At 72.3% G+C, this 14,033-nt stretch carries 13 protein-coding genes; 5 read left to right on the top strand and 8 right to left on the bottom strand.

Annotation, left to right across the window (positions count from 1 at the left end):
• Nucleotides 1-2: 2 nt before the first annotated feature.
• From AB0P07_RS25995 to AB0P07_RS25985, 3 genes are read right to left on the bottom strand one after another with little or no spacing between them, the layout of a single operon-like run.
• Nucleotides 3-752 (bottom strand): succinate dehydrogenase/fumarate reductase iron-sulfur subunit, encoded by a 750-nt coding sequence (locus tag AB0P07_RS25995; protein WP_365554716.1) that lies wholly within the window; start codon nucleotides 750-752, stop codon nucleotides 3-5.
• Nucleotides 749-2,698, bottom strand: coding sequence for a fumarate reductase/succinate dehydrogenase flavoprotein subunit (locus AB0P07_RS25990; protein ID WP_365554713.1), 1,950 nt, complete (start codon nucleotides 2,696-2,698; stop codon nucleotides 749-751). The genes AB0P07_RS25995 and AB0P07_RS25990 overlap by 4 nt, the downstream gene beginning before the upstream one ends.
• Before the next feature lies 1 nt (nucleotide 2,699).
• The gene (locus tag AB0P07_RS25985) at nucleotides 2,700-3,371 is read right to left on the bottom strand and encodes a succinate dehydrogenase (protein WP_365555050.1); all 672 of its coding nucleotides are present in this window, start codon (nucleotides 3,369-3,371) and stop codon (nucleotides 2,700-2,702) included.
• Nucleotides 3,372-3,499: 128 nt separating this feature from the next.
• Between AB0P07_RS25985 and AB0P07_RS25980 the strand changes: the two genes are divergently transcribed.
• Complete coding sequence (locus AB0P07_RS25980) at nucleotides 3,500-4,384, top strand: LysR substrate-binding domain-containing protein (protein WP_365554710.1); 885 nt, start codon at nucleotides 3,500-3,502, stop codon at nucleotides 4,382-4,384.
• Between the two features lie 21 nt (nucleotides 4,385-4,405).
• Here the strand turns inward: AB0P07_RS25980 and AB0P07_RS25975 are convergent, their stop codons facing one another.
• Nucleotides 4,406-5,305 (bottom strand): NAD(P)H-binding protein, encoded by a 900-nt coding sequence (locus AB0P07_RS25975; protein WP_365554708.1) that lies wholly within the window; start codon nucleotides 5,303-5,305, stop codon nucleotides 4,406-4,408.
• 183 nt (nucleotides 5,306-5,488) lie between these two features.
• Here AB0P07_RS25975 and AB0P07_RS25970 point away from each other — a divergent pair, with 183 nt between their 5' ends.
• Nucleotides 5,489-6,325: a LysR family transcriptional regulator gene (locus tag AB0P07_RS25970; RefSeq protein ID WP_365554705.1), complete on the top strand. Its 837-nt coding sequence runs from the start codon at nucleotides 5,489-5,491 to the stop codon at nucleotides 6,323-6,325.
• A 525-nt stretch (nucleotides 6,326-6,850) separates the two neighbouring features.
• Here the strand turns inward: AB0P07_RS25970 and rmdA are convergent.
• From rmdA to AB0P07_RS25955, 3 genes are all read right to left on the bottom strand, one after another.
• A complete protein-coding gene (gene rmdA / locus AB0P07_RS25965; RefSeq protein ID WP_365554703.1) occupies nucleotides 6,851-8,995 on the bottom strand; it encodes a cyclic Di-GMP phosphodiesterase RmdA in 2,145 nt (714 codons plus the stop codon).
• On the bottom strand, nucleotides 8,992-9,804 hold the full coding sequence (locus AB0P07_RS25960; RefSeq protein WP_365554700.1) for an SAM-dependent methyltransferase: 813 nt from the start codon (nucleotides 9,802-9,804) through the stop codon (nucleotides 8,992-8,994). Before AB0P07_RS25960 ends, rmdA begins: the two co-directional genes overlap by 4 nt.
• A 226-nt stretch (nucleotides 9,805-10,030) precedes the next feature.
• On the bottom strand, nucleotides 10,031-10,978 hold the full coding sequence (locus tag AB0P07_RS25955; RefSeq protein WP_365555048.1) for an SCO0930 family lipoprotein: 948 nt from the start codon (nucleotides 10,976-10,978) through the stop codon (nucleotides 10,031-10,033).
• 728 nt (nucleotides 10,979-11,706) lie between these two features.
• Between AB0P07_RS25955 and AB0P07_RS25950 the strand changes: the two genes are divergently transcribed.
• The 3 genes from AB0P07_RS25950 (at nucleotide 11,707) to AB0P07_RS25940 (ending at nucleotide 13,338) form a co-directional block, all read left to right on the top strand.
• Nucleotides 11,707-11,838 (top strand): hypothetical protein, encoded by a 132-nt coding sequence (locus AB0P07_RS25950; RefSeq protein ID WP_302180873.1) that lies wholly within the window; start codon nucleotides 11,707-11,709, stop codon nucleotides 11,836-11,838.
• A gap of 16 nt (nucleotides 11,839-11,854) precedes the next feature.
• Nucleotides 11,855-12,619 carry a hypothetical protein gene (locus AB0P07_RS25945; protein WP_365554697.1) on the top strand — a complete coding sequence of 255 codons (765 nt, stop codon included), beginning with the start codon at nucleotides 11,855-11,857 and terminating at the stop codon, nucleotides 12,617-12,619.
• 200 nt (nucleotides 12,620-12,819) lie between these two features.
• Nucleotides 12,820-13,338 carry a hypothetical protein gene (locus tag AB0P07_RS25940; RefSeq protein WP_365554694.1) on the top strand — a complete coding sequence of 173 codons (519 nt, stop codon included), beginning with the start codon at nucleotides 12,820-12,822 and terminating at the stop codon, nucleotides 13,336-13,338.
• 83 nt (nucleotides 13,339-13,421) lie between these two features.
• On the opposite strand, the gene AB0P07_RS25935 is transcribed toward AB0P07_RS25940, so the two are convergent.
• On the bottom strand, nucleotides 13,422-13,916 hold the full coding sequence (locus tag AB0P07_RS25935) for a hypothetical protein (RefSeq protein WP_365554691.1): 495 nt from the start codon (nucleotides 13,914-13,916) through the stop codon (nucleotides 13,422-13,424).
• Nucleotides 13,917-14,033: the final 117 nt, after the last annotated feature.

The raw sequence follows: 14,033 nt of genomic DNA, 5'->3' as shown, positions 1-14,033 counted from the left end.
GGCTACTTCTTCGCCACCTTGCGCGCGGCCCGCAGCCACTCCTTGTTCATGCTGGTGATGGACATCAGCGGAATGCCCTTCGGGCAGGCGGTCGCGCACTCGCCGGTGAGCGTGCACCCGCCGAACCCCTCCGCGTCCATCTGCCCCACCATGTCGAGGACCCGCGTCTCACGCTCGGGCGCGCCCTGCGGCAGGACGCCCAGATGGTTCACCTTCGCGGACGTGAACAGCATCGCCGCGCCGTTCGGGCACGCGGCGACGCACGCGCCGCAGCCGATGCACTCCGCGTGCTCGAAGGCGAGGTCGGCGTCCGGCTTCGGCACCGGCGTGGCGTGCGCCTCCGGCGCGGCACCGGTGGGCGCGGTGATGTAGCCGCCGGCCTGGATGATCCGGTCGAAGGCCGAACGGTCGACGACCAGGTCCTTGACGACCGGGAAGGCGGAGGCCCGCCAGGGCTCGATGTCGATGGTGTCGCCGTCCTTGAAGGACCGCATGTGCAACTGGCAGGTGGTGGTGCGCTCGGGGCCGTGGGCGTCGCCGTTGATGACCAGCGAGCAGGCGCCGCAGATGCCCTCGCGACAGTCGTGGTCGAAGGCGACCGGGTCCTCGCCCTTGAGGATGAGCTCCTCGTTGAGGGTGTCGAGCATCTCCAGGAAGGACATGTCGCTGGAGATTCCGTCCACCTCGTACGTGGACATGGCGCCTTCGGCGTCGGCGTTCTTCTGCCGCCAGACGCGCAGGGTGAGCTTCATGCGTAGCTCCGCTGGGTGGGGTGGACGTACTCGAAGACCAGGTCTTCCCTGTGCAGGGTGGGGGCCTCGCCGGTGCCGGTGAACTCCCAGGCGGCGGCGTAGGCGAACGCGTCGTCCTTGCGGGCCGCCTCGCCGTCGGGGGTCTGGGACTCCTCGCGGAAGTGGCCGCCGCAGGACTCGGAGCGGTGCAGCGCGTCGAGGCACATCAGCTCGGCGAGTTCCAGGTAGTCGACGATGCGGTTGGCCTTCTCCAGCGACTGGTTGAACTCCTCGCCGGTGCCGGGGACCTTGATGCGCCGCCAGAACTCCTCGCGGATCTGCGGGATGCGCTCCAGTGCCTTGCGCAGTCCCGTGTCGCTGCGCGCCATGCCGCAGAACTCCCACATCAGCTCGCCGAGTTCGCGGTGGAAGGAGTCCGGGGTGCGGTCGCCGTCGACGGACAGCAGCAGGTTCAGCCGGTCCTCGGTCTCGGCCAGCACCTCCTGCACCACCGGATGCTCGTCGTCCACGTCGTCCCGGTGAGGGGTGCGCGCGAGGTAGTCGTTGATGGTGGCCGGCAGCACGAAGTAGCCGTCGGCCAGGCCCTGCATCAGCGCGGAGGCGCCGAGCCGGTTGGCACCGTGGTCGGAGAAGTTGGCCTCGCCGACGGCGAACAGGCCGGGGATCGTGGTCTGGAGGTCGTAGTCGACCCACAGGCCGCCCATCGTGTAGTGCACGGCGGGGTAGATCCGCATCGGTACCGTGTACGGGTCCTCGTCGGTGATCCGCTGGTACATGTCGAAGAGGTTGCCGTACTTGGCCTCGACCGCCTTGCGGCCCATGCGCTTGATGGCGTCGGCGAAGTCCAGGTAGACGCCCTGGCCGCCGGGGCCCACTCCCCTGCCCTCGTCGCAGACGTTCTTCGCGGCTCGGGAGGCGATGTCACGCGGGACCAGGTTGCCGAAGGACGGGTAGATGCGCTCCAGGTAGTAGTCGCGCTCGTCCTCGGGGATCTTGTTCGCGGGCCGGTCGTCACCCTTGGCCTTGGGCACCCAGATCCGGCCGTCGTTGCGCAGCGACTCGCTCATCAGCGTCAGCTTGGACTGGTGGTCGCCGGTGCGCGGGATGCAGGTGGGGTGGATCTGCGTGAAGCAGGGGTTGGCGAAGTACGCGCCTCGCCGGTGCGCCCGCCAGATCGCGGTCGCGTTGGAGTTCATGGCGTTGGTGGAGAGGTAGAAGACGTTGCCGTAGCCGCCGCTGGCCAGGACGACGGCGTCGGCGAAGTAGGTGTCGATCTTCCCGGTGATCAGGTCTCGGGCGACGATGCCGCGGGCCCGGCCGTCCACGACGATCAGGTCGAGCATCTCGGTGCGCGGGTGCATCTGGATGTTGCCGGCCGCGATCTGCCTCGACAGCGCCTGGTAGGCGCCCAGCAGCAGCTGCTGGCCGGTCTGGCCGCGGGCGTAGAAGGTGCGGGAGACCTGCACACCGCCGAAGGAGCGGGTGTCGAGCAGTCCGCCGTACTCGCGGGCGAAGGGCACGCCCTGCGCCACGCACTGGTCGATGATCTCGACGGAGATCTGTGCGAGCCGGTGCACGTTGGACTCGCGGGAGCGGAAGTCGCCGCCCTTGACGGTGTCGTAGAACAGGCGGTGGATCGAGTCGCCGTCGTTGCGGTAGTTCTTCGCCGCGTTGATGCCGCCCTGGGCGGCGATGGAGTGGGCCCGGCGCGGGGAGTCCTGGTAGCAGAACTGGACGACGTGGTAGCCCTGTTCGGCCAGCGTCGCGCCCGCGGAGCCGCCCGCGAGGCCGGTACCGACGACGATGACGGTCTTCCCGCGCCGGTTGGCGGGGTTGACCAGCTTCGCCTCGAAACGGCGCGTGTCCCAGCGCTCGTTGACGGGTCCGGCGGGGGCCTTGGTGTCGGCGACCGGCTCCCCGGTCGTGTAGTCGGCGTAGGTTGTCATGTCAGCTCACCACTCCGGTCATGACGCCCACGGGTACGGCGATGAAACCGATCGTGAGCAGCAGCGCGAGGATGTTCGCGGTCGTCTTCAGGGCCCGGTCGCGGGTGCGGCTGCCGGCACCGAGGGTCTGGGCGGCGCTCCAGAAGCCGTGCCGGATGTGCAGGCCGAGGGCGAGCATCGCGACGATGTAGATGACGTTGCCGTACCAGGTGGAGAAGGTGTCCACGACGTTCTGGTAGGGCTTGCCGGTCTCGAAGCCGCCGGAGTGCACGGTGCCGGTGGTCAGGTCGAGGAGGTGCCAGACGATGAAGAGGCCGAGGATGATCCCGCCCCAGCGCATGGTGCGCGTCGCGTAGCTGGAGCGGGGCTTCTTGTGCACGTACTTGCTGGGCCGCGCCTTGATGTCGCGGCGGCTGAGCTGGTACGCGGAGACGGCGTGGGCGACGACGGCGACCACCAGCACGACGCGGATCAGCCAGAGCGTCCACTCGTAGTGCATGAACGGTTCGCCGACCGTGCGCAGCCAGTGGGCGTAGTGGTTGAACTCCTCGGTCCCGAAGAAGATCTTCAGGTTCCCGATCATGTGGGCGACCAGGTAGAGCAGCATGACGAGACCGCTGACCGCCATCACTGTCTTCTTGCCGACGGTCGAGTCCCACACGGTGCGCGCCAGGGACGGCCGTCGGTCCGTCCGCGTTGCCAGAGCCATGTCACAGGACGTTACGGGGACCATGGGCCATCGGTCCAAGACATGAAACGCCTGGTTTCCATAGGATCTGGCTATCCACATATGCTCACGTTATGCAGTTGCAACAGCTCCAGTACTTCGTGGCGGTCGCCGAGACCCGGCACTTCACCCGGGCCGCCGAGGTGGTCCACGTGGCGCAGCCCTCGCTGTCGCAGCAGATCAAGGCGCTGGAGCGGGAGCTGGGCGCCGACCTGTTCCTGCGGGCGCGCGGCAACATCACCCTCACCGACGCCGGGGAGGCTCTGCTGCCGCTGGCCCGGCGGATCCTGGCGGACGCGGACACCGCGCGACACGAGGTGCTGGAGCTGGCGCAACTGCGCCGCGGCCGGGTCCGGCTGGGCGCCACCCCGAGCCTGTGCACCGGTCTGCTCCCGGACGTGCTGCGCGCCTTCCACGACCGGTATCCCGGCATCCAACTGCTGATCGAGGAGGGCGGCTCGCACGATCTGGTGCGGGAGTTGGCGCGCGGCGCGCTGGACCTGGCCCTGGTGGTGCTGCCGCTGCCCGCCGCGTCTCCGGCGCTGACGACGGTGGAGCTGCTGCGGGAGGACCTCGTGGTGGTGTCGTCCCCGGAGTCGCCCCGGCCGGGCGGCGGCCGCCGTGCCGTGCGCATCACCGACTTGGAGGGCGAGCGGCTGGTGATGTTCCGGCACGGCTACGACCTGCGGGAGCTGACCGTGGCCGCGTGCCGCTCGGCCGGGTTCGAACCGGACTTCGCCGTGGAGGGCGGGGAGATGGACGCGGTGCTGGGGTTCGTGCGAGCCGGGCTCGGCCTGGCGGTCGTCCCGCGGATGGTGGCCGTCCGCTCCGGGCGCGGGCTGCGGGTGACCCCGCTGGCCCGGCCCGGCCTGTATCGGACCATCGCCCTCGCGCACCGCAGCGACGTGGCTCCGCCGAGAGCGGCACGGGAGCTGCAGCGGATGCTGCTGGAGCGGTGACGGACGGCCCGGCCGTGCGCGTCAGACGCGCGCGACCGGCCGGAGAACCTCCTCGCACCAGCGGCGAAAGCTCGTGGGCGCGGTGTCCGGGGTGCTGGGCTCGGCCGCGCCGTAGAAGCCCTGGACGTCCATCGCTGAGGCCATGTCGGCCAGACCCCGGGCGCCCGCCTCGCTCGCCCCGAACCGCAGGGCGGACGCCCGGTACGCCTCCGGGGTCGTCTCCCGTACCCGTACCGGACGGCCCAGTACCTCGGACAGCACCTCCGCCATGCCCGCAGGGGTCAGCGCGTCGGGGCCGACCACGGGGACGTCGGCGCGGCCGGTCCAGGTGTCGTCGAGGAGCAGCCGGGCGGCCGTGGCGGCGATGTCGGCGGTGGCGCAGGTCCGCAGGACGCGGTCCGCGGCGTACGCCATGCGGAACCCGCCCGTGTCGCGGAGGGCGGCCGCCTGGCCGAGCAGGTTCTCCATCAGGAACGGCGGGCACAGGGCGCGGTAGTGCACGCCGGTGGCCGCGATCCGGTCGTCCATGGCGAGGGAGGCGGAGATCGGTCCGGCGTCCTTGGCCACACCGCGGCCCAGGCTGGAGACGGCGACCACCCGTGCGACGCCCTGCCGCTCGATCGCCTCGCACAGCGGCAGCGTGAAGTCGCGGAAGTGTCCCTCGACGCTGTCGGCGCCGGGCGCGGGCGGCACCAGCCAGAACACCTGGTCGGCACCCTCGCAGGCCGTGCCCAGGACCTCGGGGTCGGCGTGCGAGCCCTGGAGCACCTCGGCCCGCTCCCGGGCCCGGGCGGTGAGGCGTGCGGGGTCGCGGGCGATCACTCGGACCGCGGTCCCGTCGTCCCGGGCGTCGAGGGCGTCCAGGACGTTGTCGAGGACCTGTCGGCCGATTCCGCCGGTCGGGGTGGTGATGACGATCACGAGCACAACTCCGGTTCAGGGAAGGAGAGGAGAGGGATCGCGCCGGGGCGGGAATCCCGTTCCGTTCGCTTCCCGGCGCTCTCCCATCCTGTGCGCCGGCCCGGCGGAACTGAAGGATCGATCGGATCCCGCTTGTTACCCTGAAAGCAATACCGGGCAGCAGCGGACGGCGGGAGGCGGAGCGTGGAGTCGCGATCCCTGCGCTACTTCGTGGCGGTCGCCGAGGAACTCAACTTCGCGCGCGCCGCCGAGCGGCTGGGCATCTCCCCGCCGCCCCTGTCCAGGGCGATCCGCCGCCTCGAGGCCGAGCTGGGCGTCACCCTGTTCGAGCGGACCACGCACAGGGTGACCCGGACCCCGGCCGGGGACGTCCTGCTCGCCGAGGCCCGCGTCGCGCTGGACGCCCTGGAGGCCGCGGGGCACCGGGCCAGGCGCGCGGCCGAGGAACCGAAGCTGGTGCTGGCCGTGAAGGCCGACGGGGACGCGGGGCTGCTGGAGCCGATCCTGACGCGTTACGCGTCCGAGCCCGGGTCCGTACCGGTCGCCGTCCGGCTGTGCGGGTGGCGGGAACAGCCGGGGCTGCTGCGCAGCGGCGAGGCGGACGTGGCCCTGGTACACACGCCGTTCGACCGCACCGGCCTGGACACCGAGACGCTGACCGCCGAACCACGCGTCGCCGTCCTCGCCGCGGACCATCCGCTCGCCGCCCGCGACCGGCTGGAGCTGGCCGACCTCGGCCTGGACGCCGGCAACGTGGAGCGGCACATCGACGAGGCCGCGCGCGGTCACGGCGACCTGGCCCAGGTACTCACGGCCGTCTCCCTGGGCAAGGTCGTCACGCTGCTGCCCGCGTCGGTGACCGCCCGCTACCCACGCCCGGGCATCGCCTACCGCCCGGTCCTGGACGCCCCACCGGTCGTCCTGGCCCTCGCCTGGCCCCAGCAGTCCCGCTCCACGGCGACCGCGGCCCTCGTCCGCACGGCAACCGAGATCGCCGAGACGGCTCGCGCGGGGACGTGACCGGGCCGCCGGGCCCTCGCGCTCGGAGGAGAGCCGCGCCGCCCGGCCCGGAGCAGGAACCGAGCCATCCGCACCGGGACGTGACACCGCCCAGGCACGCCGGAACGAGAGCCGGGCCGCCTGCTCCAGGGCAGAAACCGAGCCACCCCGTGCCGGGAGGAAAGCCGCGAGCCCGCCCACGCCCGGACGAAAGGCGATCCACCCGCGCCACGCCAGGAGCCGAGCCACGCCCGCCGGACGGAGAAAGAACGCACCCGCCGTGGGACACGACCGGAGCCACCCGCGCCGGAGCAGGAACCGAGCCACCCCGCCGGGAGAAGCTGAGCCGCCTGTGCCGGACGTGACCCGAGTCGCCCGCGCCGGAGCGGGAGCCGTTCCGCCCACGACGGGGCTCGCGCCGGGCCGGGGGCCGTCCCGGGGCTGGGGCGTGCCGCGCGGGCACATGCGGCAGGCCGTCACGGCCCGGGCCGCCCGGTACGGAGCCCGAGCCGACCGTGACCGACCCCGAACCGATCGGCGGTCCGCTCAGCCCGTGGCGTCCACCAGGGCCAGCTCGTGCAGCCGCTCCGGCGGGCCCGGGCGGGCGTAGTACCAGCCCTGGGCCGTGTCGCAGCCCAGTATGCGCAGCTGCTCGGCCTGGGCGCCGGTCTCCACGCCCTCCACGGTGACCGCGAGGTCCAGGCTGTGGGCGAGGGCGACGATTCCCTCGACGATCTTCAGGTCGACGGGGTCGGCCGGGAACTGCTGCATGCTCTGTGTGAACGAGCGGTCCAGCTTGAGGACGCTGACGGGCAGCCGGCGCAGGTTGGCCAGGTTCGAGTAGCCGGTACCGAAGTCGTCCAGGGCGATGTCGACGCCCATCTCGGCCAGCCGGCGCAACGGCTTCAGCAGGTCGTCGTCGGCCCCGATCAACGCCGACTCGGTCACCTCCAGGCACAGCGCGTCCGGCGTGACGCCGGCCCGCTCCAGGATCTCGACGGTGTCCTGGACCAGGCCGGGGTGGGTGAGCTGGCAGGGCGAGAGGTTGACGTTGATGCGCAGCGGGCCCGCGGCGCCGCCCTCGCCGTACCGCTCGCGCCACAGGCGGGCCTGCCGCACGGACTGCTCCAGGACCCAGCGGCCCAGCGGCACGATCAGCCCCGTGTGCTCGGCGAGCGGGATGAACCGGTCCGGGCCGAGTACCCCGTGCTGCGGGTGCAGCCAGCGCACCAGCGCCTCGGCCCCGCGCACACTGCCGTCGCCGAGGTGGACCAGGGGCTGGTACTCGATGAAGAACTCGCCCCGCTCCAGGGCGGCGGGCAGCGCGGTGGTCAGCCCGTGCCGGGTGATGACGCGGGCGTCGGCCTCCGGGTCGGCCAACTCGAAGCGGTTGCCGCCGGCCGACTTGGCCCGGTACATGGTGATGTCGGCGCTGCGCAGCACCTCGGCCGGGCTGCGCTCCCCCGCCGGGCCCTCGACGATGCCGATACTGCCGCGCACGGTCAGTTCCCGGCCGTCGACGCTGACCGGGGCGAGCAGCGCGTTCATGATGCGGACCGCCAGCTCGTCGACCTCGTGCCGGGTGTCGGGGCCGGTGGTCAGCGCCACGAACTCGTCGCCGCCGAGCCTCGCGATCATCTCGCCGGGGGCGGTGGCGCAGGCCTGGAGCCGGTCGGCGACCTCCACGAGCAGCCGGTCGCCGGCCGCGTGACCGAGGCTGTCGTTGACCGTCTTGAAGCCGTCGAGGTCGAGATAGCACAGCCCGAAGCGCTGGTCCGGGCCCGCGTTCAGGGCCTTCTCCAGGCGTTCGAAGAAGAAGCTGCGGTTGGGCAGCCCGGTGAGCGCGTCGTGCGTGGCCTCGTAGCGCAGCCGCAGGTTGAGCAGCCGGCGCTCGGTGGTGTCCTCCATCAGTGCGAGCTGGTACTGCGGGGTGCCGTCGGCGTCGCGGAGCAGGGAGACGGTGAGGTTGGTCCACAGGACCGTCCCGTCGGGCCGGTAGAAGGCCTTCTCCACGTGGTAGTGCTCGCGCTCGCCGCGCACCAGCTCCTCGTAGAGCCGCCAGGTCTGCGGCGCGTCGTCGGGGTGCGTCCACTCGGTCGCCCGGCGCCCGCCGAGCAGGGGGTCTGCGATGCCGAACATGCGCATCAACGCCTCGTTGACCTGGAGGACGTTGCCGTCCAGGTCGGCGATGCCGATGCCTATGGCGGCGCCCTCGAAGACCGCGCGGAAGCGGGCCTCGCTGGCGTGCAGGGCCTCGGCCACCACGCCCTGCGCCTTCAGGGCCGCCTGGGCGATGGCCTCCTGCTCGGCCAGGGTCCTGGCCCGCAGCGCCCCGGCGAACCCGGCTGCCATCGCGTGCTGGAGCCGTGCGGAGCGGGCCCGCAGGTCCTCCGGGTCGCCGTCCTCGCCGCAGTAGAGCACCAGGTAGGCGTCGACGCAGTCCAGCGTCCGGGAGAGCGCGTCGGGGTCGGTGCAGTGCGCGTCGACCAGGGCGGCGCCGACGTCCCTGGCCTCGGCCGCGTCGAAGATCCGCGCGCGTAGCACCTCGCTCAGCCGGCGCGCCAACGGCAGCAGTTGCGCCTCGAACTCGGGCCGGGTGGACGAGGTGGAGGTCACCGGGAACACCGCCCGGCTCCAGATCGTCGCGAACCGGCGCAGTCTGTCCTCCGGCCCGTCCGGCTCCGCGCTCACGCCGTACGCCCCACGCCGGCGAACCCGGAGAACGCGTACGGGTCCTCGTCCTCGGGCTCCCCCTCCGGCCTCCAGCGCGGCATCGGAACCAGTCCGGGCTCCACCATGTCGTACCCCTCGAAGAACCGCGCGATCTGCTCGCGCGAACGCATGATCAGCGGATTGCGGATGTCCTTGTACACGTCCACCGCGCCCCCGGCCCGCTCGGCGGGCAGCGGGATGTTCTCGTAGGAGGCGTGCGTGAGGACGAGCAGGCTGCCCGGGGCGAGCGCGTCGCTCAGCTCGGCCACCGCCGCGTACGGGTCGTCCTCGTCTTCCACGAAGTGCAGTATGGCAACCAGCAGCAGGGCGACCGGTCGATTCAGGTCGATCAGCCGCTCCACCTGGGGGCTGGCGAGGATCTCGGCCGGCTTGAGGAGGTCGCCGGCCACGACGTCCGCGTCGTCGTGGCCCGCCAGGACGGCCTCGCTGTGCGCGACCGCCACCGGGTCGTGGTCGACGTACACCACGCGGGCGCCGGGGCGGCTGCGTGCGGCCACCTCGTGGACGTTGCCGAAGGTGGGGATGCCGGAGCCGATGTCGAGGAACTGGTCGATGCCCTCGTCGGCCGCGAAGCGCACGGCCCGGCGCATGAACGCCCGGTTGGCCTGCATGATCTTGGGAAGTCCCGGCATGAACTCCATGGCCCTGCGGGCCGCTTCCCGGTCGACCTCGAAGTTGTGCGAACCGCCCAGGTAGAAGTCGTAGATCCGGGACACGCTGGGCACCGAGATGTCGATGCTGCGAGGGGCCCAGGCGGGACGCTCCATCTAGCTCTCCAAGGCATAGGCGATCCGGTGTTCGAGCTGAGGCTACTGATCGCCCGCCAAAGGGGCGAGCCCAAACGGAAATTGACCGTCCGTTCCCGGTCACTGCCGGGGGCACGTGCCGTGGGCGAAGGCATGCCAAAGCGCACGAACGGGGCCGTCCCCTCCGCCTGGATGCGAAGGGGACGGCCCGCTGGTCGTGCGCCGAAGGGTGGCGGGCGGGAGGTCGCTACTTCTTCGGTGCGCCGACCGGCTTGCCGTCGGGCTTGACGGCGTACCAGGTGCCGCCGACGCCCTGACCGTTGGTGTCGCCGGCCTTCTTGTCGCCGGCGAAAGTGTAGACGGGCCAGCAGTCGATCGTCTGCTGGGCGGCGCCGTCGGGCCGGGTGAAGCTCATCAGCCCCTTCTTCTCCACGCCCTTGGTGTCGTTCGCCTCGACGGGCGCCACGACCGGCCACTTCTCCAGGCACGCTCCGGTGCAGGCCGACACCGGCTTCGGCCAGGCCTCGTCCTTCATGAAGCGGTAGACGGTCATGCCGTTCTTGTCGACGACGATCTCGCCGAGCTTGGGATCGTCGCGGGTGGACAGCCCGGCGGCCGGCTCGGCCTTGGCCTTCTTGCCGTCGGCGGCCAGCGCGTACCACTTCTTGCCGACGCCCTGGCCCTTGACGTCTCCGGGGGAGGTGTCCTTGGCGTAGCGGTATGCGGGCCAGCCGCCGATCGTCAGCTGCTTGGTCCCGTCGGGGCGGGTGACTTCGCCGAGCAGGTCCTCGTCGATGCCCTCGCCGGCGATGGCGTCGTCCGCGGCCACGGGCGGCCACGTGCTGGCGCAGTCGTTCTCGCAGGTCGTCTTGGGCGGTTCGGCGGTGTCGGCGTCGAAGCGGTAGAGGGTGCGGCCCGCTCCGTCGGTCACCAGCTCGCCGAAATCGGCGTTGGCCGAGACGGACAGTTTGCCCGCGGGTTCCGGCGCGCTCGCCGAGGCCTGCCCGGCGCCGGCGCCGGTGCCGACTCCGTCACCGGCGCCCGCGCCGAGGTCGCCGACGTCGCCGGGCGCGGCCGTCGCGCCCACGTTCTGGCTGCCGGCCGCGGCGCCGCCGTCCTGGCCGCACGCCGTCGTCAGCGCCAGCACCGCCGCAGCGCTCGCCACGAGTGAGGCGCTCCGCCAGGAGGTCTTCATCGTCAATCCCCGATCGTCACGAAGGTGTTGGGGGCCCTGCCGGCCGCCGCACGACACTGGGTACGGGCGGGAAAGCCCGTTCTGTTCAACGGGAGGCGGGATTTCTTCCGCCCCGGCACCGGCGCGCGGCCCCTCGTACGCATATGCGGGCTCCGGCGGGTGCGGGTCCGCCGCCGTCAAACCCCAGGTGGGGGCATGTCCCTCCTTCGGGGCAATCACCGGGCACCCGGACCTGGGACGGTGCGCCAGGCTTCATGATCTGCGTCGTGCATGGACCCGAACCGACCCGATCCGCAGCCGCCGGACGGGTGTTGGCCCTGGTGACGCTGACGTTCACCCTCGTCGGCATACCAGCTGGCGCGACGCAGGCCGACGCCTGTGCGTACGCCTCGACCGGGCCGGGCGGCACCGACGCCGTGGCGGTCGCCGGGAGCCTGACCTGGCCCACCTTCCCGCCGTGCCCCCGGCCCACCCCGACGCCCACTCCGACTCCGACGCCCACGCCTCCTCCGCCCGAGCCGCCGCCCTCGCCGCAGCCTCCCCGGCCGACGCCACCGACACCGAAACCCGAGCCGCCGCCGGCCCCGGCTCCGCGCCCGGCGCCGCCCCGGCCGACGCCGACTCCGACTCCGCCGCCCCGTCCCGCTCCGCCGCCGGCCCGGCCCGTGGCGCCCGCGCCCACTCCGTCGGTCACGCCCACGCCCACGCCCCGGCCGTCGCTCAGCCCGGTGCACTATCCGCGCCACCGCGCCGCCCGGCCGCCGCAGCGGTCCTCGCGCGGGACCACGTCGCCGCTCGTCTTCGTCCTGCTCATCACGGTGCCCGCGGTGGTCGCCGTCGCCGCGCTGCGTGCGCGCTGATTCCTGGAGGCCTCTCTTGCCGGAATGGCTTGTTCTCACCCTCGCGATGCTGGCCGCCTGTGTCGTGGTGGTCGTCATCACCCTCGTACGGCACCGCACGGCGTCCGACGACGAGGACATCACCGAGACGCCGGACGTCATCGAGTACATGACGATGTGGATCGGCGTGGTGTACGCCATCGTCCTGGGCCTGGCCATCGCCGGGGTCTGGGAGGCGCGCAGCGCCGCCGAGGCCGACGTGCAGACGGAGGCCGTCGCGCTGCACGAGATCTCGGAGCGGGCCCGGGTCTATCCGCCCGAGGTGCGTGACCGCATCCGGGCGGATGTCAACGCCTATGTCGGACACGTCGTCACCACGGAGTGGAAGGCGATGGCCGACCACGGCGAGGTGACCGGCCGCGGCACCGAGCTGCTCGACCGCGTCCGCGCGGACGTCACGGACTACGAGCCGAAGTCGGACTTCGAGGCCCAGGCGTACCAGCCCCTCGTCGACCAGGTGGCCCTCGCGGACCAGGCCCGCAACTCCCGGGCGCAGTCGACCGGGGCGACCATGCCGGGGGTGGTGTGGTTCGGGCTCATCGCCGGGGCCGTCATCACCATCGGCATGGTCTTCGCCCTGCAGATCCGGCGCACGCCCCGCGAACTGGTCCTCGCGGGGCTGTTCTCCGCGCTGATCGCCTTCCTGCTCTTCCTGATCTGGGACTTCGACGCACCCTTCAGCCGGGGCGTCTCGGCGTCGACCGAACCGTTCCTGAGCCTGTTCCCGGGAGCCGGGGACTGACCGGGCACCGAAACGCCGACGGGGACGGTGGCGGCCGACACGCCGTCACCGTCCCCTGAGCGGCCCACACTCTTGCCCCATTCGCGCGACAGAGATCGCGGCGACGCGCGCGGCTTCCTAGCGTTTCGGACATCGAGGTGCATTCCTGGCGCGAGCGGAACAGGTCCGCCGCTGCTCCTCGGGGACCCGGAGGATTCACCATGCGCGCGATACCCGTCGCCTCGGTCGCACTGCTGGGCGCCGCCGCACTGTCCGCCTGCGTGCCGGCCGGAGCCGTGGGCTCGAACACGTTCGGCTTCACCGTCTCCCCCGCCACCGTGGCGCCGGGCGGGGAGGTCACGCTGGGAGTGGGCCGCACCGCCGCGGGCTGCCACGGGCGGGTCACGGTCACCTCGCCGGTGTTCGACACGGTCACCATCCCCCGGCACGAGTCGTCCGCGACGGCGCGGGTCGACCGGGACGCCCGGCGCGGAGCGGTCTACCGAGTGACGTTCGCCTGCCGGGACAAGACCGGCACCGTGGACCTGACCATCGCCGGCGGCGGCTCGCACCACCCCTCCGACGAGCCCTGGCGCTCCAAGGGCGTGCACGCCGGGGAGGGCGGCAGCGTCGCCGGGTTCGACGTGAAGCAGATCGGGCTCGGCGCGGCGCTCATCGCGGCGGCGGTGGGCACGGCGTACCACCTCTCGCGTCGCCGTTCCGGCGAGGACGGCGCCTGACCCGCCCGCACCGCGCGCGGCGCTTCGCCCCGGATCCCCACCGGATCCGGGGCGAAGCGCTGTCGCCGTCCCTCGCCGTGCGGTCAGATCCTCCGCTCGGACCGGCGGCGCAGCCAGAACAGTCCGCCGCCGGCGACGGCCGCGGCGACGAGCCCGCCGCCGATCGCGATGTCGGTCGAGGTCGCCCCGCTGGAGCTGCTGCCGCCGAGGCCGCCGCGAACGCCGCCGATGACGGTGAAGGCGGCCGGCCGGGTCAGCCGCCGGCCCGAGCAGTTGACGGTGATGTCGTGCGAGCCCGGCCTGGCGTCCTGCTTGATGGTGGCGGTGCCCTTCGACGTCTCGTTGGCTCCCCTGACCGGCGTCAGGTGGGTGGTGCGGAACGCGTCCGAGGTCATGGTGCCGCCCTGGGGACAGCCGTCGACCGTGACGGTCATCTGGCCGCCTCGGGCGATCACACTGGGCAGGGCGACGATGTTGCTCGGCTGGTTGTGGTCGCCGCCCGCGGTGGCCGCGGGGGCGGCCAGTGCGAGGACAGCGACGGCGGCGCCGGCTGCCGCGAGGGCACGAGTGTTGCGCATGTGATCCTCCGCGGAAGACGCCCCGGGTCCCGTCCCCGGTCGATCGGCGAGAAGCGCCTCCCAGAAAGACCCTCAGTTGACCTGCGCGCAGCCGCATTTCGGGAATGGTCCGTCCTG

Source organism: Streptomyces sp. NPDC085944 (genome assembly GCF_040686295.1).
Classification (GTDB): domain Bacteria; phylum Actinomycetota; class Actinomycetes; order Streptomycetales; family Streptomycetaceae; genus Streptomyces; species Streptomyces salinarius.
The sequence above is the reverse complement of the archived record's forward strand: the minus strand, read 5'-3'. Positions and strand labels throughout refer to the sequence as shown.